Below are 17,446 nucleotides of genomic sequence, written 5' to 3'. Positions count from 1 at the left end.
TCACTCTCAGCCGAACACCGGGTGCCAGCTGCCGGTGCCCACGCTGAGCACGAGGGCCAGCGCGCAGACCCCCGCCGCCCCTCCGAGGTAGGCGGCGTCACGGCGCCGCAGCCGGGATCCGCGGGCGTTGGTGCGCACGGTGCCGGAGTCGAAGCCGCGCGCGTCCATGGCCGTCGCCAGCCGGGTGCCGCGGCGGACCGCGGCGACCAGCAGGGCGAACGCGGTGCCGGCGAACAGCCGCACGTGGGCGACCGGGTTGCGGCCGGGCTCGATACCGCGGGCGCGCCGGGCCAGCCGGATGGTCTGCCACTCGGTGGCCAGCAGCGGGACCAGGCGCAGCGCGGCCAGCGCGCCGTAGGCGAACCGCGTGGACACCCGCCAGTGCACGGTGAGCGCGTCGGCCAGCCGCACCGGATCGGTCGAGGCGACCAGGAGCACCCCCGGCAGGGCGAGGGCCAGCACGCGGACGGCCAGGGCGAGCGCGGAGGGCCAGCCGCTGCCCTCGGCCGGGTCCCCGAAGAGCACGTTGACCCAGGCCACCCCGGCCGCGCCCAGCAGCAGGGGCCAGGTGCGGGCCAGGAGCGCCCGCGGCCGGGCCAGCCCCGCGGCGGGTAGCAGGCACACCTCGGCGGCCAGGACGACCGAGGGGGTGACCAGGTCGCCGCTGACCAGCAGCACCGGCAGCAGGAACGCCAGCGCGCCCAGCTGGGCCACCGGGTTGATCCCCGACAGCGGGACGGGCCGGGCGGGACCCAGCGTCAGCGGCAGGCTCATGCCGGCACCCGCTGCGCGGCCGGATCGAGGGTCAGCACGTCGTCGGCCAGGGCGGTGACGACGGCGTCGTCGTGCGTGACCAGGACCAGCGCCCGCCCATCGTCCTGCTGCTCGGCGAGCAGGGCGACCAGCTCGCCCCAGGTCTCGCGGTCCTGGCCGAAGGTCGGCTCGTCGAGCACCAGCACCGAGGGGCCGGTGGCCAGCGCCGTCGCCACGGACAGCCGGCGCTGCTGCCCGCCGGAGAGGGTGAACGGGTTGGCCTCGGCGAGCGCGGCCAGGCCGAGGCGCTCCATCAGCTCCTCGGCCCGCCGGTGGGCGGCGTCGTCGCCGGCACCGGAGCGCAGCGGGCCCAGCGCCAGCTCGTCGCGCACCCGGCCGGTGAGGAACTGGTGCTCGGGGTGCTGGAACACCGTGCCGACGCGGGTGACCAGGTGGTCGGCCCGCCACCGGTGCGGCGGCCGGCCGGGCCGCGGCAGGCCCGCGGTGAGGGCGGATCCGGCGCTGATCCGGCCCGTCGTGGGGCCGCGCAGCGCCGCCAGGAGCAGGGCCAGCGTCGACTTCCCCGCCCCGTTCGGGCCCGTGACGGCCAGCGTGCGCCCAGCGGGGACGGCGACGTCGGTGGGCGGCAGCGCGGCGACGGCGCTGCCGCGGTGGGTGAAGCCTGCCGCCTCGGCCCGCAGCAGGGGCGCCCCGGGGGCCCGCGGGGTGCGGACCGGCATCCGCAGCGGTGCGGGCGCCCAGCCGGCCCCGTGCTCGACCGCACCGCCGTCGGGGTGCAGCTCGACCACCCGGTCGACCAGCGGCAGCCAGGCCGCGGCGTCGTGGTCGACGACCAGCAGCGTGGTGCCGCGCGCCGCGACCGCCCGCGCCACCGCGCCGCGCACCAGCTCGGCGCCGGCCGGGTCGAGCTGCGCGGTCGGCTCGTCCAGCAGCAGCAGGCCCGGGCGGCCGGCGAGCGCGCCGGCGAGCACCAGCCGCTGCTTCTGCCCGCCGGAGAGCGCGGCGGTGGCCCGGTCGCGGCCGTACGGGAACCCGACCGCGGCCAGCGCCTCGTCGACCGCGGGCCAGATCAACTCCGGCGGCATTCCGGCGTTCTCCAGCGCGAAGGCGACGTCGTCCCCGGCGCGGGTCATGACCAGCTGCGCGTCCGGGTCCTGGAAGACCACCGCCGTCCCCGAGCGGGCACGGGCCGGGGGCTGCCCGCCGACGGTCATCGTCCCGGTCTGCTCGCCCTCGTCCGGGCCGAGCAGCCCGGCGAGGGCGTGCAGCAAGGTGGACTTGCCCGCCCCCGAGGCGCCGGTGAGCAGCACCCGCTCGCCGGGCTCGACGCGCAGGTCGACGTCCCGTGCCGCCCAGGCCAGCCGGCTGGCGTACCGGAACCCCCAGCCGGTCAGCCGCACGCCGGCCGGCGAGGAACCGGCCGGCGTGCCGCCGTGCGTGGTCAGACCCGGGCGCTGCCGGCCGGGAAGGCCGAGAGCGCGCCGGTCGCCCCGAGGGAGCGCCGCAGGGCGATCGCGCCCACGCCGGCGATGACGGTGGTGCTGGCGACGACGAGCAGCACGTACGCCGTCTTCCACCCGCCGGACCAGTCGGCGTAGTAGTTCACCAGGTCCAGGACCGCGGCCATGGCGCCCGCGCAGAGGGCCGACAGCAGCGCCTGCGGCCAGCCGTAGCGCCGATAGCCGAACGCGGCGTAGCCCACCTCGCCGGCGGCACCCTGCAGCAGGCCGTAGACGATGGTGAGCGTTCCCCACGCCGAGCCCAGCAGCGCGGAGACGACCGCGGCGAGGAACTCGGCGAACAGGCCCGCGCCGGCCTTGCGCACGATCAGCGGGGCCAGCACGGCGGGCACCAGCCAGACGCCGTACATGACCGCCTGCCCGGGTGGGAAGGCGGCGAACGGGGCGTCGACCGCTGCCCAGAGCAGTCCCCAGGCCCAGAAGACGACGCCGAAGGCGACGCCGAGGACGGCGGTGACGACGATGTCGACGGTGCGCCAGCGGGTGCCCCGGACGGGGGCATCGGTCGACGGACGGACGGCCGGATCGGCCATGTCTTTCCTCCAGACTCCCTGCGCCGGCATGACCCGGATCAGGTTCGAGGGTCTGCGGTGTCCCGCACTCTCAGCGCCGAAGCGCTCCCCTGCTGTTGATGGATGTGTTCAGTTGTGCCGCCGAGCGTAGACCCCCGCCGCCCCGCCGTCCCCACCCCCGCTTTTCCGCGGAAAAGCGGATCAGAGGGCGAGGCCGAGGAGGAGGTGGGCGTTGAGGCCGATGATCAGCGCGGCGACGACGGCGCCCGCGAGCGTGGTGGTCCGCCGGTTCACCCAGCCGCCCATGACGTCGCGGTTGCTGGTCAGCAGCAGCAGCGGCACCAGTGCGAACGGGATGCCGAAGGAGAGCACCACCTGCGACCAGACCAGCGCGGTCGTCGGGTCGCCGCCCAGCACCAGGACGGCGAGCGCCGGGGCCAGCGTGAGGAGCCGGCGGGCGAGCACGGGGATGTGCCGGCGGAGGAACCCGGCCATCACCACCTGGCCGGCGTGCGTGCCCACCGACGACGACGCGAAGCCCGAGGCGAGCAGCGCGAGGGCGAAGGCCAGCGCCGCTCCGCTGCCCAGCCGGTCGCCGAGGCCGGCGTGGATGCCCTCGAGGCTGTCAGCGTCGGTCCCGCCGGTGAACAGCTGCGCGGCGATGACCAGCATCGCGGCGTTGACCAGCCCCGCGAGGCCCATGGCCAGCAGCACGTCGAGGCGCTGGGCGCGCAGCAGCCGGCCCCGGCCCTGTGCCGTCCGGCCGGCGGTGACGACGTCGCCGTAGCGGCCCGGGGTGAGCGCCGAGTGCACGTAGATGACGTGCGGCATGACGGTGGCGCCGAGGATGCCGGTGGCCAGCACGACGCTGTCCGCGCCGGCGAAGGAGGGCACCATGCCGTCGGCGACGCCGCCCACGTCCACCCCCGCGCCGACCAGCGTGTACGCGAAGCCCAGGCCGACGACGAGCAGCAGCCCGGTGATCACCCGCTCGAAGGGCCGGTGCCCGCGCGACTGCGCCGCCAGCAGCACGAAGGCGACGACGGCGGTGATCAGCCCACCGATCGCCAGCGGCACCCCGAACAGCAGGTTCAGCGCGACCGCGCCGCCCACGATCTCGGCCAGGTCGGTCGCGACGGCCACCGCCTCGGCCTGCAGCCACAGCCCCCGGGTGACCGGCCGGGGGAACCGCTCGCGGCACAGCGTGGCCAGGTCGCGGCCGGTCGCCAGCCCGAGCTTGGCGGTGAGCGACTGGATGAGCATCGCCATGAGGTTCGCCGCGACGATCACCCAGAGCAGCGTGTAGCCGAAGCCCGCGCCGCCGGAGAAGTTGGTCGCGAAATTGCCCGGGTCGACGTAGGCCACGGCCGCCACGAAGGCCGGCCCCAGCAGCGGCCAGATGCGCCGCCGTCCCGGTGTCGGAGCCGCCGCCACGGGGCGGCGACCGGTGCCGAGCGTGGCCGGGAGGACGGCGGCCTCGGTCGTGGACAGGTACACGGCGGCCTCGCAGGGGTGGGTCGGGAGAGTCGCTCCTGTGCTGCCCGGGGCCGGTGACACGTCGGGGCCGACCCGTGGCCCCCGGGGGCCAGCCGCGGGCGCAGCGTGGCTGTTACTTGAACTCTCAAATAAAGCGGCGCACACTGGAGGCCCCTGGCCCAAGGAGCTCCCCGTGCCCGTCCAGCGCCTCAACCACGCCGTCCTCTACGTCCGCGACGTCGACCGCAGCCTCGCCTTCTACCGCGACGTCCTCGGCTTCCGGGTGAAGGTCGAGATCCCCGGCCGTGCGGTCTTCCTGCAGGCCGAGGGGTCGACCAACGACCACGACCTCGGCCTGTTCGCGATCGGGAGCGGGGCCGGCCCCTCCTCGGCGGGCCGCGGCGCCGTCGGGCTGTACCACCTGGCCTGGGAGGTGGACACCCTCGCCGAGCTGTCCCGTGTCCGGGACGCGCTGCTCGCCGCCGCCGCCCTGGTCGGCGAGTCCGACCACGCCACCACCAAGGCGCTCTACGCCCAGGACCCCGACGGCCTCGAGTTCGAGGTCTCCTGGCTCCTGCCGGCCGACCTGATCACCGACGACGTCCGGGCCCAGGGCGCCACCACCCGCCCGCTGGACCTGGCTCGCGAGATCGAGCGCTACGGCGCGACCACCCCCGGGGGGATCGGCGTCTCCGTGCGGGTCTGAGCGCCGGGAGACGCATGGGCGGCCCGGATCGGGGCACGGGACGGACCGTTCCCGCCCGCCGCAGGAGGTCCCCGTGTCCGCACCCACTCGTCCCCTCGCCCTCGTCACCGGTGCCTCCAGCGGCATCGGCCTGGAGCTGGCCAAGCAGTTCGCCCAGAACGGCTTCGACCTCGTCGTCGTCGCGGAGGACGACGAGCTCGAGCCCGCGGCCGCGGAGCTGCGCGGCCTGGGCGCCGCCGTCTCCCCGGTGCGCGCCGACCTCACCCGCCGGGCCGAGGTGGACAAGGTGGTGGCCGCCGTCCGCGGCTCCGGCCGCCCGCTGGACGCCGCGGCGCTCAACGCCGGCGTGGGCGTCGCGGGCCGGTTCGTCGAGACCGACCTGGACGCCGAGCTGAACATGGTGGAGCTGAACTGCGCCTCCACCGTCCAGCTGGCCAAGCACGTGGTGCGGGACATGGTGGCCCGCGACCAGGGCCGCATCCTGTTCACCTCGTCGGTCGCCTCGCAGGCACCCGAGCCCTTCCAGGCCGTCTACTCCGCGACCAAGGCCTTCGTGCAGTTCCTCGCCCTGGGCATCCGCGAGGAGCTCACCGACACCGGTGTGACCGTGACCGCGCTGCTGCCCGGCCCGACGGACACCGAGTTCTTCGACCGCGCCGACGCCACCGACACCAAGCTGGGCGCCTCCGACAAGAAGGACGACCCCGCCCTGGTCGCCCGGCAGGGCTTCGAGGGCCTGATGAAGGGCGAGGCGTCGGTGTTCGCCGGCTCGGTGACGAGCAAGCTCATGGGCAAGCTGTCGGCGGTCCTGCCCGACGCGATCGCCGGGAAGTCGCACAAGCCGATGACCCGCCCGGGCTCGGCCGGCTGAGTCCGGGCGGCGGAGACCGGTCCCGGAGCTACCGGCGCCGGGCTACCGGCGCCGGGCCTTGCCGCCCAGCGCCGCCCGCGCCCGGTCGCCGAGCTCGCCCGCCCGCAGGAGGCCGTTGCTCACGACGGAGGGGCCGGTCCGCCGCTCCAGCGTGCGGCCGAGGCCCCGGAGGACCCTGGTCGCGAGCGGGGCGAGGACGGTGAGCAGGACCCACATGCGGAACCGGCGGGTGAGGAAGAGCCACATGGGCTCAACCCTGCCCGCACCCGCCGGCGCTCACACGGGTCGGGTCAGGTGGCGTCGTCGGCCAGCTTCACGATCATCTTGCCGGTGTTGCCGCCGCGCAGGAGGTCGATGAAGGCGGAGACGGCGTCGTCGAGGCCCTCGCGCACCGTCTCGCGGACGACCAGCTCGCCGGAGGTCACCCGCGGCGTCACCTTCTGGATGAACTCGTCGCGCCGGTCGTAGTGGTCGCCGACGATGAAGCCGCGCAGGGTCAGCTTGCGGCCCACCATCAGGGCCATGTTGCGCGGCCCGGGCGGCGGCTCGGTGGCGTTGTAGGCCGAGATCGCCCCGCACAGCGCGCCGCGGCCGAACTCCTTGAACGCCCCGATCGCCGCCTCGAGGTGCTCCCCGCCGACGTTGTCGAAGAAGACGTCGATGCCGTCGGGTGCGGCCTGCGCGAGCTGCCGGGCCACCGGGCCGTCGTGGTAGTCGAAGGCGGCGGTGAAGCCCAGCTCGTCGGTCAGCCAGCGCACCTTCTCCGGGGTGCCGGCGCTGCCGATGACGGCCGAGGCGCCGTGCAGCCGGGCGAGCTGCCCCACCGCGCTGCCCACGGCGCCGGCGGCACCGGAGACGAAGACGACGTCGCCCTCGCGGTACTCGGCGAGACGGAACAGTCCGGCCCACGCCGTCAGCCCGGGCATCCCGAGGATGCCCAGGTGGTAGCTCGGCGGGATGCCGGGGAGCTCGGGGAGGACCTGGACCGCCCGCGCGTCGAGGACGGCGACGTCCCGCCACGCGGCGTTGGTGGAGACCAGCGCGCCCTCGGCGACGTCGGGGGAGCGGGACTCGACGACGCGGCCGACGGCCCCGCCCTGCATGGTGTCGCCCACCTCCCACGCGGCGGCGTAGGACCGGCCGGCGTTCATGCGGCCGCGCATGTACGGGTCGACCGACATGGCCAGCATCCGGACGACGACCTGGCCCTCGGTCGGGTCGGGGTGCTCGACCTCGACCAGGCGGAAGTCCTCGGGCTTCGGCTCGCCGTGCGGCCGGGCCGCCAGCTGCCACTCACGTGTGGTCAGGGACACAGGGGTGATCATGCCCGCGCCGTCCCGCTGTGCCGAGGCGGGGGCGCCGCCGTCCGCCTGGATCCCCTGGCAGGGTGGGGGCATGCAGACCCTGCGCACGCCGGGCGAGCGGTTCGCCGATCTCCCGGGGTTCCCCTACGCCCCGCGGTACGTCGAGATCGACGACGGCGAGGGCGGGCGGCTCCGGGTCGCGTACGTCGACGAGGGCCCGGCGGACGGCGAGACGGTCCTGCTGATGCACGGCGAGCCGACCTGGTCGTTCCTGTACCGCCGGGTCGTCCCGGTGCTCCTGGACGCCGGGCTGCGGGTGGTCGCCCCCGACCTGGTCGGCTTCGGCCGGTCGGACAAGCCCACCCAGCAGTCCGATCACAGCTATGCCCGGCAGGTCGACTGGATGCGGCAGGCGCTGCTCGACGGGCTCGGTCTGCGCGACATCACCCTCGTGGGCCAGGACTGGGGCGGGCTGATCGGGCTGCGGCTGGTCGCCGAGCACCCCGACCGGTTCGCCCGCGTGGTCGTCGCCAACACCGGCCTGCCCACCGGCGATCAGCAGATGCCGGAGGCATTCCTCGCCTGGCAGCGGTTCTCCCAGCAGAACCCCCGGTTCGAGATCGGCCCGATGATCTCCCACGGCTGCGCCACCCCGCTGCCCGCGGAGGTCGTCGCCGCCTACGACGCGCCGTTCCCCGACGACCGGTACACCGCCGGCCCCCGCGTGCTGCCCGCACTCGTGCCCACCGGACCGGACGACCCGGCCGCCGCGGCCAACCGGGCGGCCTGGGAGGTGCTGTCCCGCTGGGACAAGCCGCTGGTGACCGCCTTCTCCGACGGTGACCCGATCACCGGCGGCGGGGAGCGGGTGTTCCAGAAGCTCGTCCCCGGCGCCCAGGGCAGGCCGCACACCACGGTGGCCGGTGGCGGGCACTTCCTCCAGGAGGACGTCGGCCCGGAGCTCGCCGCCGTCGTCGTGGACCTGATCGCGGCCACGCCCCGGTGACCGCCCCGGACCTCTTCGAGCGGCTGCGCCGTGCTCCCGACGTCGAGGCGCCGGACCTGGTGGCGGTCGACGCCACCGACCGGCTGCTGCTGGACGAGGCGGCCGCCGCCCTCGCGCTCTGCGGCCCCGGCGAGGTCGCCGTCGTCGACGACTCGCACGGCGCGCTGACCCTCGGCGCGGTCGCCCTGCACGGTGCGCGTGACGTCCGGGTGGCCCACGACCTGCTCGTGGGGGAGCGGGCGCTGGCCCGCAACGCCGAGCGCACCGGCCTGAGCGGCACCTACCGGTCGCTGCCGCTGGCCGAGGCGCCCGCGGGCGCGCGGGTCGTCCTCGTGAAGGCTCCCCGGGCGCTGGACGCGCTGCGCGAGATCGCCGAGCACGTGGCGGCCGCCGCGGCGCCCGACGTCACCGTGCTCGTCGGCGGCCGGGTCAAGCACATGACCCACGCGATGAACGACGTCCTGCGCGACTCCTTCACCGACGTCTCCGCGACGCTGGCGCGGCAGAAGTCGCGGGTGCTGGTCGCGCGCGGCCCCCGCCCCGGGGCGTCGTCGTTCCCCCGCTGCCAGCAGCACGCGGACCTGGGGCTCACCGTCTGCGCCCACGGCGCCGCGTTCGCCGGGACGAAGATCGACATCGGCACCCGTGCGCTGCTGCGCCGGCTGGGCGACATGGCGCCGGAGGCGGCCACCGCGCTCGACCTGGGCTGCGGCACCGGCGTGCTGGCGGCGGCGCTGGCCACGGCGCGGCCGGCGCTCGACGTGCTCGCCGTCGACCAGTCCGCCGCGGCGGTGGCGTCCACGGTCGCGACGGCGGGCGCCAACGGGATCGAGGGCCGGCTCCGGGTGGCCCGGGACGACGCCGCCGACTCGCTGGCCGACGGGAGCGTGGACCTGGTGGTGTGCAACCCGCCCTTCCACGTCGGCGCCGCCGTCGTGACCACCGCCGCCGACCGGCTGTTCGCCGCCGCCGCCCGGGTGCTGCGGCCCGGCGGCGAGCTGTGGACGGTCTACAACAGCGCACTGCGCTACAAGCCGGCGCTGACCCGCGTCGTCGGGCCGACGCGCGTGGCCGACCAGTCGCCCAAGTTCACGGTCACCGTCTCCACCCGGCGCTGACGGCGGTTCCGGAGACTGCCCGGAACCGGAACGGGGACGATCGTCACGAGTGACGTTTTCCGCTGAAGTCGCCCCGGGCCCCGCCGAAGCAAGCGATCGGTGGGATGCCCCCGCCCGCACGGCGATGGAGGAGCCCATGTCCCTCTGGTCCGACCGCCCGCTGGGCGTGAAGCTCGCGACCCTGGTCACCGCCGGTGCGGGGGCGCTCGGGATCTTCGCGGCGGTGTCGCTGCACGCCCTGGCGGGCACCGGCGAGACCGCCGGGGAGCTGCTCGCCAGCGCCGAGGGCACCGAGGACGTGCTGCTCGCCGACATGATGCACGACGCGGTGCGCGGCGACGTCCTCCAGGCGCTGGTCAGCCGGGGGGCGGGCCCCCTCCACGACGGCGCCGTCGCCGACCTCGCGGAGCACGACCAGCAGTTCCGGTCGGTCCTCGAGGAGGTCGTCGGCGACGGGCTGGGCACCGAGGTCGACACCGTCGTCGCCGACGTCACGCCCGAGGTGGAGGCCTACCTCGCCTCGGCGGCGCGGATCGTCACGCTGGCCTCCAGCGACCCGGTGGCGGCCGACGCGGCCTATCCGCAGTTCGCCGCGGACTTCGCCGTCCTGGAGGACGAGCTGCCCCGGCTGGGCGACGCGGTGGCGGCGGTCGCGGAGGAGGCCGCCGCCTCCTCCGAGGACCAGCGGCGCACCGCGGTGGTGCTCTCGCTGGTGGTCGCCGGCGCCGGCGCGCTGGTGCTGGGCCTGCTCGGCTGGGTCATCACCCGCTCGGTGGTCCGGCCGCTGCGCCGGGTGGTCGAGGTCGTGACCGGTCTGGCCGACGGCGACCTGCGCGGCGAGACCGGGATCGACAGCAGGGACGAGGTCGGCCAGGTCGCCGCCGCGCTCGAGTCCTCCATGGCCACCATGCGCGCGGTGGTCGGCGCCATCGGCGACAGCTCCACGACGCTGGCGTCGGCCACCGAGCAGCTCTCGGCCAGCGCGCAGGACATGGCCCGTCTCGCGGACGAGTCGTCGGAGCAGAGCCGGACCGTGGCCGCGGCGGCCGGCCAGGTGTCGACGAACGTGCAGACGGTCGCCGCCGGCTCCGAGCAGATGGGCGCCTCGATCCGGGAGATCGCCCAGAACGCCAGCGAGGTGTCCCGGGTGGCCGGGCAGGCGGTGACCGCGGCCGACCGGACCACCGCGATCGTCGCCACGCTGGGCGAGTCCTCCCTCGAGATCGCCGGCGTCGTGAAGGTGATCACCGGCATCGCGGAGCAGACGAACCTGCTCGCGCTCAACGCCACGATCGAGGCGGCCCGCGCCGGTGAGGCGGGCAAGGGCTTCGCCGTCGTCGCCAACGAGGTCAAGGAACTGGCGCAGGAGACCGCGAAGGCGACCCAGGACATCACCGCCCGGGTCGAGGCCATCCAGGCCGACACGCAGGGCGCCGTCCACGTCATCGGGGAGATCGCCTCGATCATCGCGCTGATCAACGACTCGCAGGGCACGATCGCCGCCGCCGTCGAGGAGCAGACCGCCACGACGACGGAGATGAACCGCAACGTCGCCGAGGCGGCCGTCTCGGCCGGTGAGATCGCGGCGAACATCGACGCGGTCTCCACCGCCACGTCGTCGACCACCCGCGCGATGGCCGACGCGCAGGCGGCCATCGACGAGGTCGCGCGGATGGCGACCTCGCTGCACGGGTCGGTGTCCCGCTTCCGCTACTGAAAGGTCCCGGATCCGCGCGCCGGGCCGGTTAGACTCCGACCGGTGCCCGGGGCGCCCCGGGGGGTCGGCATGCCCGACACTGGACGGAGTGGCCGGGACGACGGCCGAGGACGAGTACGAGGCATCGGTGGAACCAGCGGCGGGTGAACGGGTGCAGCACTCCGTGCTGCCCGTGCCGCGTCCGCAGGCCCGCGCCCTGTCCGCCCGGCCGCACGCCGCGGCGTTGGTGGACTCCGACGAGGCGATCCTCGCCGCCTCCCTGCCCCACCTCGAGGCGGGTCTGGCGGCCGGTGACACCGCCGTGCTCGCGTGCCCGCCCGACACCGCGGCGCTCATCGGTGCCGGACTGGGGCTGCGTGCCGGGGCCGTGGAGAACCATCCCCGCATCTGCCTGCTGGACACCCGCGCTCCCGACGCGATCACCGAGACCCGGCGGCTGCTCGCCCGTGCCGGCTCGACCGGCTCGGGCTGGGTGCGGCTGGTCGGGCAGGTCCAGTTCGGCGACCGGCCGCGGACCTGGCGGGAGGGGACGCGGTACGAGGCGGCGAGCAACGCCCTGCTCGCGGGGCAGCCGCTGGCCGCCCTGTGCCTCTACGACTCCCGGACGCTGCCGGACGAGGTCCTCCGCAGCGCGCGGGCGACGCACTCCGAGCTCGTCGTCGACGGCGCCCGCGAGCCCAGCCCCGAGTTCGACCCGGCGGCCTTCCTGCGCCGGCTCCCGGTGCCCCGCGAGCCCGTGGAGGACTGCGCACCCGTCCTCGACGTGCCCGCCGCCACCGTGCTGGCCGACCTGCGGCACCGGCTGGCCGCCGCGCTGTCCGCGCACGTCGCCGACCGCGATCTGGTCGACGACCTGCACCTGGCCGTCAGCGAGGTCGTGGCGAACGCGTTCCGGCACGGCGTGCCCCCGGTCTCGGCCCGCCTGTGGGTCGGCCCCGAGCAGCTGGTCTGCGAGATCGGCGACCACGGCACGGCGTTCGCCGATCCGCTGGCCGGCTTCCAGCCCGCGCACGGCCCGGACCTCGGCCGCGGGGGGATGGGCCTGTGGCTGGCGCGCAAGCTGTTCGACCACGTCGACCTCCTGCCCGGCCCCGGTGGGCTCGTGGTCCGGCTCGCCACCCGCCTCCCCTGATCGTGCGCCGTCGGCACGGCCGCTTGCCGCGCCGGGGCCGCCCTGCTGAGCTGGCCCGGTGATCGTGGTGACGGCGGCCGGCGGTCGCACCGGGGCCGCCGTCGTCCGGGCGCTGAGCGCTCGCGGCGAGGAGGTCCGCGCGGTGGTCTCGCGCCGCACGCCGCGCCCCGAGCTCACCGACCTGGGTGCCGAGGTCGTGGTGGGCGAGCTGACCCAGCCGCTGCCGTGGGCCGGGCTCCTCGACGGTGCCAGCGCGTTCCACCTGCTCTGGCCGCAGTTCCACCCGGAGGAGGCCGAGGGCTCCGCCGCGCTGTTCGCCGAGGCGCGCCGGGCAGGTGTGGAACGGGTGGTCTACCACTCGGTGCTGCGCCCGCAGACCCGCGTCCTGCCGCACCACGCGGCGAAGGACCGCGCGGAGGAGTCGCTGGAGAGCGCCGGCGTGCCCTGGCGGGTGCTGCAGCCGGGTGCGTCCATGCAGGACCTCGACGCCGAGCTAACGGAGGTCGCGCGCACCGGCGTGCTGCGGTCGCTGTGGGGCCTGCGGACGGCGCAGTCGCTGGTCGACGTCGACGACGTCGCGGAGGCCGCGGCCGTGCTGCTCACCGAGGACGGCCTGGACGGCGGGACGTTCGAGGCGGTGGGCCCCGAGCCGCTGACCGCGCCGCGGATCGCCGAGCTGGTGGGCGAGCGGCTGGGACGCGAGGTGGTCGCCGACGACGTGATCCCGGCCGGGGAGCAGCCCCGGGCCTACGCCGCGCGGTGCCGGCGGGCCCTGCTGGACCACGCGCGCGCCCACGGCTTCGTCGGCAGCCCCCGCGTGCTCACCGCCCTGCTGGGGCGGCCACCGCGCACGCTGGCCGAGCACCTGGCCGCGCTGCCGCTGCCCGCGGCGGGCTGAGCGGCCGCCGTCAGGCGGTGCTGGTCGCTCCGCTGCCGAGCAGCGAGGAGGAGTCCTTGCCGGCCCGCTTGGCCTCGTACATCGCGGTGTCGGCGCGGTGCAGCAGCGTCTCGGCGGTGTCGCCGGGGGCGCCCAGCGCACCGCCGACGCTCGCGGTCACCGACAGCGCGGTGCTGCCGAGGACCACGGGAGCGCGCAGCGAGGTGAGCAGCCGGCCCGCGACGTCGCGCAGGTGCTGGTCGTCGGCCTCGGCGAGCAGGACGGCGAACTCGTCGCCGCCCAGCCGCGCCACGACGTCCCCGGCGCGGACGTCGCCGCTGAGCCGGCCGGCCACCGCGACCAGGAGGTCGTCGCCGGCGGCGTGGCCGTGCGTGTCGTTGATGCCCTTGAAGTCGTCGACGTCCACGAAGAGCACCGCGGGCGGCGCGACGGGGTCGATGGAGGCGACCGCCGCCGCCAGGCGCTCGGAGAAGGCGGCGCGGTTGAGCAGGCCGGTCAGGGGGTCGGTCCGTGCCTGGTGGCGCAGCTCGTCCTCGAGGCGCTTGCGGTCGGTCACCTCGCGGAAGTTGACCACCCAGCCCTTGATGCCGGCGGCGTTGACCCGCCCGCTGATCCGCATCTCCACCCAGCGGGTGTCCCCGGAGACGTGCGCGACCCGGACGTCGGTGTCCACCGCACCGGCCTGCACGTCGGCGGCGTCACCGGCCGCGGCCACGGCGGCGCGCAGGCGCGGCTGGTCGCGGGGGTCGGCCAGGTCGATGGCGTCCGCGCCCAGGTAGTACGACGGCGGGCGGCCCAGCAGCGACTGCACCGCCGGGCTGATGTAGGTGATCGTGCCGGTCCGCGCCTCCACGATGGCGATGACGTCGGCGGCGTTCTCCAGCAACAGCTGGAGCCGTGCCTCGCTGGCCGCCAGTGCGGTGCGGGTGGCCTCGCGGTCGGCGTCGAGGGCCGCGAGCCGCCACAGCGCCAGGCCGGTGAGGACGGCGGTGCCCAGCCCGAGGACGTAGCCGATGCCGCCGTGCCCGACGGTCCACAGGACCAGCAGGGCCGGGCTGATGAGCAGGGTGGTGCCGACGCCCAGCACCCTCGACCCGTCGGCGCGCCCCGCCTCCGGCGCGAACTCGGCTCCCATGCCGGCGACCGAGGGGTGCCGCGCGGCCACGGTCAGCGCGGCCACGGCCAGCAGCGGGAGCGGGTCGAGCAGCGGGAGCTCCCGCAGTGGCGCATCGGCCAGGATCCGCCCGCCGTAGGCCACGACGGTGAGGGCGGCGCCGACGAGCAGCGCGGTCGTGGGCACCGACCGGTGGCGGCGGGACATCGCCAGCGGGACGCAGACCATCAGCAGCACGACGGTGAGCACCGGCGTGCCGATGGTCAGCTCCCAGAGGTCCCCGCCGGCCGCCCGGCGCTGGCCGGCGACGGCGACCACCGCCAGCGCGGCGGCCAGGACCAGGGTCGCGGTATCCAGCCACGAGCCGCGCGCCCGGCGCCGCCGGGTGCCGCGGACGATGCCGAGCGCGCCGAGGGCCATCGCGGCGTACGCGGCGACGTCCAGGCCGGCCTCCGCGGCGGCGAAGGTGGCCGGGCGGACCCCGGAGAGCTCGAGGATCTCGGCGAGGCAGCTCAGGGCGAAGCAGCCGAGCGCGGCACCGATCGCGGTCCAGGCGGCAGCGGCGGACGTCCGGTGCCGGACGACGGCGGTGCGGACGGCGGCGGTGCCGAGGGCGAAGAGCACGAGCTCGGCGGCGGGCCGCCAGGGCCCCAGCGGGACGGAGACGACAGCGGGGACCAGCGCGACGACCAGCGCCGCGTGCAGCCAGGCGGCACGGGCGGTGGGAGCGGCGGGAGCGGTCACACCTCCCCATCGACACCCGGGCGGCCGACCTTACGGCCGCTCACCCGTGTGGGTGACATGGCTGGGCGGCATCTGTGCAGGTCAGGGCAGCAGTGGGAGGTCCTCGGGCCGCAGATCGGGGCGCACGCGCAGGAAGCGCAGCGGGTGCCGGAAGACGCCGGCCTGCAGGGCGGCGTCGGCGCTCACCTCGACCACCACGTCCGGCCGCACGCGGGTCAGGGGAACCGACAGGCGGCCACCGCCGAACCGGCCGGTGCCGATGCGGTCGGGCCAGGGATGGTCGTCGTCCGCGGGCTCGAGGACGGCGGCGACCTCCTCGCTCTGCCGGGGGGTGAGCGGGCTGGTGCGGCCGACGACGACCAGCTCGCCGTCGCGGTAGCGCCCGGCCACCACCTGGCTGGGCCGGTCGAGCGCGCCGATCACCCCGCCGGCCAGCACCTCGGTGCTCTCCCAGCTCTTGACCTTGAGCCACTCGCGCCGGCCGGGCGCGTACCGGCCGTCGGCCCCCTTGGCGACCAGCCCCTCGACGCCCGCGACCCGGAAGTCCTCGAACCACTGCCGCGCCAACTCGGGGTCGGCGGTGCTGGGGGAGAGCTGCAGCGGCGGCGCCCAGCGGGCCGCCAGCGTCTCCAGCTCGGCCCGGCGGCGGCCGAGCGTCTTCTCGCGCAGGTCGGTGCCCCCGAGGGCGAGCACGTCGAAGGCCACGTAGGACGCCGGGTGCGCGGCGACCTGCGCACCGATCCGGCCGCGTGCGGCGACCATGCGCTGCTGGAGCAGCCCGAAGTCCAGCCGGTTGTCGTGCCAGATCACCACCTCGCCGTCGAGCACCGTGCCGGCGGGCACCTGGGCCAGTGCGGCCGCGGCGACGTCGGGGAACCGGTCGGTGAGGTCGCGGCCCTGCTTGCTCCACAGCCGGGTGGAGCCGGCGTCCCGGACGACGACGAGGCGGTAGCCGTCCCACTTCGGCTCGTAGCGGCAGCCGCCGGGCAGCGCGTCGGGGCGGGGGATCTCGCGGACCGGCTTCGCCAGCTGGACGCCGACGGGCCCGGTGAGCCCGGGCGGCAGGCCCGGCAGGCCGGGAACGGTCAGCGGCACCCGGACAGCCTGGCGGCTGACCGGCGCGGATGCACGGCCGGCCGTCGACGTCACACCCGATCGGGGGCGCGTCCCGCACGCCCCGTGATCACCCGCGGTGGAGCAGGAGCAGGCCGTAGGCAGCCAGCGACGGGCTGTCGGTGACCCCACCGTCGCGCATCCTGCGGCGCAGCTCGGTCTCCGGGACGAAGGCCTGCTGCATGTCGGCCTCGGTGGCCTCCCGCGCGGTCGGTCCGGGGGTGAGGTCGGTGGCCGACCAGACGTCGAACCGCTGGGTCAGCAGCCCGGAGGCGAGGTCCAGCCGCCCCAGGTGCTCCAGCCGGCCGGCCCGCAGCCCGGTCTCCTCGGCCAGCTCGGCCCGCGCCAGCTCTTCGCGCGAGCCGCCGGCCCCGGCCGGCCACGTGCCCTGCGGGAACTCCCACGACCGGTGGCCCACGGGGTGGCGGTACTGCTCGACCAGCCAGAACCCGCCGTCCTGCTCCGGCAGCACCAGCGCGAAGTCGGCCTTCTCGACGACGCCGTAGATGCCGGTCGTCCCGTCGTCGAGCTCGAAGGCGTCCTCCCGGACACGGATCCAGTCGTTCCGGTAGACCTCTCGGCTGCTCGTCGTCCGCACCCGCCGACCCTGGCAGATCGGTGTCACGATGGGAGGGTGACCCAGCGCAAACCGCCTGGCGTCTCGTTCGAGACGTGGGTGGACCGGCAGATCACCCAGGCGCAGGAGCGCGGCGACTTCGCCCGGCTGCCCGGCGGACCGCTGAAGGACCTCGACCGCGAGCAGACCGCCTACGACTGGGCGCTGGCCAAGGCCCGGCGCGAGGGCGTGGACACCGGGGCGATGCTGCCGCCGGGCCTGCGGCTGCGCCGCGAGCGCGACGACCTGCCGGAGCGGGCGGCGCGGCTGACCACCGAGGCGGAGGTCCGGGCGCTGGCCGAGGACTACAACGCGCGGGTGGAGGCCTTCTGGCGGCAGCCGGCCGAGAGCAGGTGGGCGGCGGTGCCCGGCCTGGCCGACGTCGAGGCGCTGGTCGAAGGGTGGATGCGCGACCGGCCGCCTCCGGAGCCCGCGCCGGTGGCCCCGTCCCCGCAGCCGCAGGCACGGCGCAGGTGGTGGCGCCGGCGCTGAGGCCGGGTGCCGGTCAGTCCTGGGCGTCGTCCTCGGCTGCGTCGTCCTTGCGGGCGTCGTGCTCGCGGGTGGCCATGCCGCCGTGGCCGCCCTCGTCGTGCTGGCCCGGGTGCAGGTTGTTGGTCTCGTCGTCCTTATGCGGCTCGGTCACGGCGCGAGTCTCCCTCCGCCAGCAGTTCTCCGCACGGTGCGGCTGGGATCAGGTGAGGTGGATTCAAGGAGCGGATGCAACACCCGCTGGTTGATCGCCTGACAGTAGAGGGCCGATGACTTCGACGGGCTTGAGCCAGTTGAGGGTCTTGCGGGGTCGCCCGTTCAGGGAGCGGGCGATCT

General features: G+C 75.8%; 18 protein-coding genes and 1 riboswitch. Of the genes, 8 read left to right on the top strand and 10 right to left on the bottom strand.

What is annotated here, in order from left to right; genetic code table 11:
• Window positions 1-6: 6 nt before the first annotated feature.
• From DQ239_RS15045 to DQ239_RS15030, 4 genes are all read right to left on the bottom strand, one after another.
• Window positions 7-774, bottom strand: coding sequence for an energy-coupling factor transporter transmembrane component T (locus DQ239_RS15045; protein WP_113835243.1), 768 nt, complete (start codon window positions 772-774; stop codon window positions 7-9).
• Entirely contained in the window at window positions 771-2,174 is a 1,404-nt protein-coding gene (locus tag DQ239_RS21320; protein WP_304543622.1) for an ABC transporter ATP-binding protein, read from the bottom strand. Before DQ239_RS21320 ends, DQ239_RS15045 begins: the two co-directional genes overlap by 4 nt.
• Before the next feature lie 41 nt (window positions 2,175-2,215).
• The gene (locus DQ239_RS15035) at window positions 2,216-2,827 is read right to left on the bottom strand and encodes an ECF transporter S component (RefSeq protein WP_113835242.1); all 612 of its coding nucleotides are present in this window, start codon (window positions 2,825-2,827) and stop codon (window positions 2,216-2,218) included.
• A riboswitch (TPP riboswitch) is annotated at window positions 2,825-2,928 on the bottom strand. Its footprint overlaps the gene before it by 3 nt.
• A gap of 79 nt (window positions 2,929-3,007) precedes the next feature.
• The gene (locus DQ239_RS15030; RefSeq protein ID WP_199583052.1) at window positions 3,008-4,303 is read right to left on the bottom strand and encodes an Nramp family divalent metal transporter; all 1,296 of its coding nucleotides are present in this window, start codon (window positions 4,301-4,303) and stop codon (window positions 3,008-3,010) included.
• Between the two features lie 172 nt (window positions 4,304-4,475).
• On the opposite strand from DQ239_RS15030, the gene DQ239_RS15025 reads away from it, so the two are divergent.
• A complete protein-coding gene (locus tag DQ239_RS15025) occupies window positions 4,476-4,988 on the top strand; it encodes a VOC family protein (protein ID WP_113835241.1) in 513 nt (170 codons plus the stop codon).
• 73 nt (window positions 4,989-5,061) lie between these two features.
• Complete coding sequence (locus DQ239_RS15020) at window positions 5,062-5,859, top strand: SDR family NAD(P)-dependent oxidoreductase (protein ID WP_113835240.1); 798 nt, start codon at window positions 5,062-5,064, stop codon at window positions 5,857-5,859.
• Window positions 5,860-5,901: 42 nt separating this feature from the next.
• Here DQ239_RS15020 and DQ239_RS15015 read toward each other — a convergent pair whose 3' ends face one another.
• On the bottom strand, window positions 5,902-6,105 hold the full coding sequence (locus DQ239_RS15015) for a hypothetical protein (protein WP_113835239.1): 204 nt from the start codon (window positions 6,103-6,105) through the stop codon (window positions 5,902-5,904).
• Window positions 6,106-6,149: 44 nt separating this feature from the next.
• Window positions 6,150-7,172 (bottom strand): NADP-dependent oxidoreductase, encoded by a 1,023-nt coding sequence (locus DQ239_RS15010; RefSeq protein WP_199583050.1) that lies wholly within the window; start codon window positions 7,170-7,172, stop codon window positions 6,150-6,152.
• An 82-nt stretch (window positions 7,173-7,254) separates the two neighbouring features.
• Between DQ239_RS15010 and DQ239_RS15005 the strand changes: the two genes are divergently transcribed.
• From DQ239_RS15005 to DQ239_RS14985, 5 genes are all read left to right on the top strand, one after another.
• Complete coding sequence (locus tag DQ239_RS15005; protein WP_113835368.1) at window positions 7,255-8,169, top strand: haloalkane dehalogenase; 915 nt, start codon at window positions 7,255-7,257, stop codon at window positions 8,167-8,169.
• Entirely contained in the window at window positions 8,166-9,287 is a 1,122-nt protein-coding gene (locus tag DQ239_RS15000) for a methyltransferase (protein WP_113835238.1), read from the top strand. Before DQ239_RS15005 ends, DQ239_RS15000 begins: the two co-directional genes overlap by 4 nt.
• A 136-nt stretch (window positions 9,288-9,423) precedes the next feature.
• Window positions 9,424-11,004 carry a methyl-accepting chemotaxis protein gene (locus DQ239_RS14995; protein WP_113835237.1) on the top strand — a complete coding sequence of 527 codons (1,581 nt, stop codon included), beginning with the start codon at window positions 9,424-9,426 and terminating at the stop codon, window positions 11,002-11,004.
• Window positions 11,005-11,092: 88 nt separating this feature from the next.
• The gene (locus DQ239_RS14990) at window positions 11,093-12,136 is read left to right on the top strand and encodes a sensor histidine kinase (RefSeq protein WP_233489290.1); all 1,044 of its coding nucleotides are present in this window, start codon (window positions 11,093-11,095) and stop codon (window positions 12,134-12,136) included.
• 58 nt (window positions 12,137-12,194) lie between these two features.
• The gene (locus DQ239_RS14985; RefSeq protein ID WP_113835236.1) at window positions 12,195-13,034 is read left to right on the top strand and encodes an NmrA family NAD(P)-binding protein; all 840 of its coding nucleotides are present in this window, start codon (window positions 12,195-12,197) and stop codon (window positions 13,032-13,034) included.
• 10 nt (window positions 13,035-13,044) lie between these two features.
• Here the strand turns inward: DQ239_RS14985 and DQ239_RS14980 are convergent, their stop codons facing one another.
• The 3 genes from DQ239_RS14980 to DQ239_RS14970 all read right to left on the bottom strand — a co-directional run bounded on the left by DQ239_RS14980 (window position 13,045) and on the right by DQ239_RS14970 (window position 16,630).
• Entirely contained in the window at window positions 13,045-14,892 is a 1,848-nt protein-coding gene (locus DQ239_RS14980) for a diguanylate cyclase (RefSeq protein WP_113835235.1), read from the bottom strand.
• Window positions 14,893-14,973: 81 nt separating this feature from the next.
• Window positions 14,974-15,987 carry an ATP-dependent DNA ligase gene (locus tag DQ239_RS14975; RefSeq protein ID WP_113835366.1) on the bottom strand — a complete coding sequence of 338 codons (1,014 nt, stop codon included), beginning with the start codon at window positions 15,985-15,987 and terminating at the stop codon, window positions 14,974-14,976.
• An 88-nt stretch (window positions 15,988-16,075) separates the two neighbouring features.
• Complete coding sequence (locus tag DQ239_RS14970; protein WP_233489288.1) at window positions 16,076-16,630, bottom strand: NUDIX hydrolase; 555 nt, start codon at window positions 16,628-16,630, stop codon at window positions 16,076-16,078.
• A gap of 9 nt (window positions 16,631-16,639) precedes the next feature.
• On the opposite strand from DQ239_RS14970, the gene DQ239_RS14965 reads away from it, so the two are divergent.
• Window positions 16,640-17,113, top strand: a complete 474-nt coding sequence (locus tag DQ239_RS14965; RefSeq protein WP_158544851.1) for a DUF1992 domain-containing protein — start codon at window positions 16,640-16,642, stop codon at window positions 17,111-17,113.
• 13 nt (window positions 17,114-17,126) lie between these two features.
• Here the strand turns inward: DQ239_RS14965 and DQ239_RS20410 are convergent, their stop codons facing one another.
• Window positions 17,127-17,264 (bottom strand): hypothetical protein, encoded by a 138-nt coding sequence (locus DQ239_RS20410; RefSeq protein WP_158544850.1) that lies wholly within the window; start codon window positions 17,262-17,264, stop codon window positions 17,127-17,129.
• Window positions 17,265-17,446 lie beyond the last annotated feature (182 nt).

The organism is Blastococcus sp. TF02-09, assembly GCF_003319105.1.
GTDB lineage: Bacteria > Actinomycetota > Actinomycetes > Mycobacteriales > Geodermatophilaceae > Blastococcus.
Note: the sequence above shows the minus strand (reverse complement) of the source record. Positions and strands in the feature narration are given on the sequence as shown.

Bases quoted from the DNA above. Each gene is read 5' to 3' on its own strand.
- DQ239_RS15045 (WP_113835243.1), bottom strand. From the start codon at position 774: ATGAGCCTGCCGCTGACGCTGGGTCCCGCCCGGCCCGTCCCGCTGTCG.
- DQ239_RS15035 (WP_113835242.1), bottom strand. From the start codon at position 2,827: ATGGCCGATCCGGCCGTCCGTCCGTCGACCGATGCCCCCGTCCGGGGC.
- DQ239_RS15015 (WP_113835239.1), bottom strand. From the start codon at position 6,105: ATGTGGCTCTTCCTCACCCGCCGGTTCCGCATGTGGGTCCTGCTCACC.
- DQ239_RS15005 (WP_113835368.1), top strand. From the start codon at position 7,255: ATGCAGACCCTGCGCACGCCGGGCGAGCGGTTCGCCGATCTCCCGGGG.
- DQ239_RS14995 (WP_113835237.1), top strand. From the start codon at position 9,424: ATGTCCCTCTGGTCCGACCGCCCGCTGGGCGTGAAGCTCGCGACCCTG.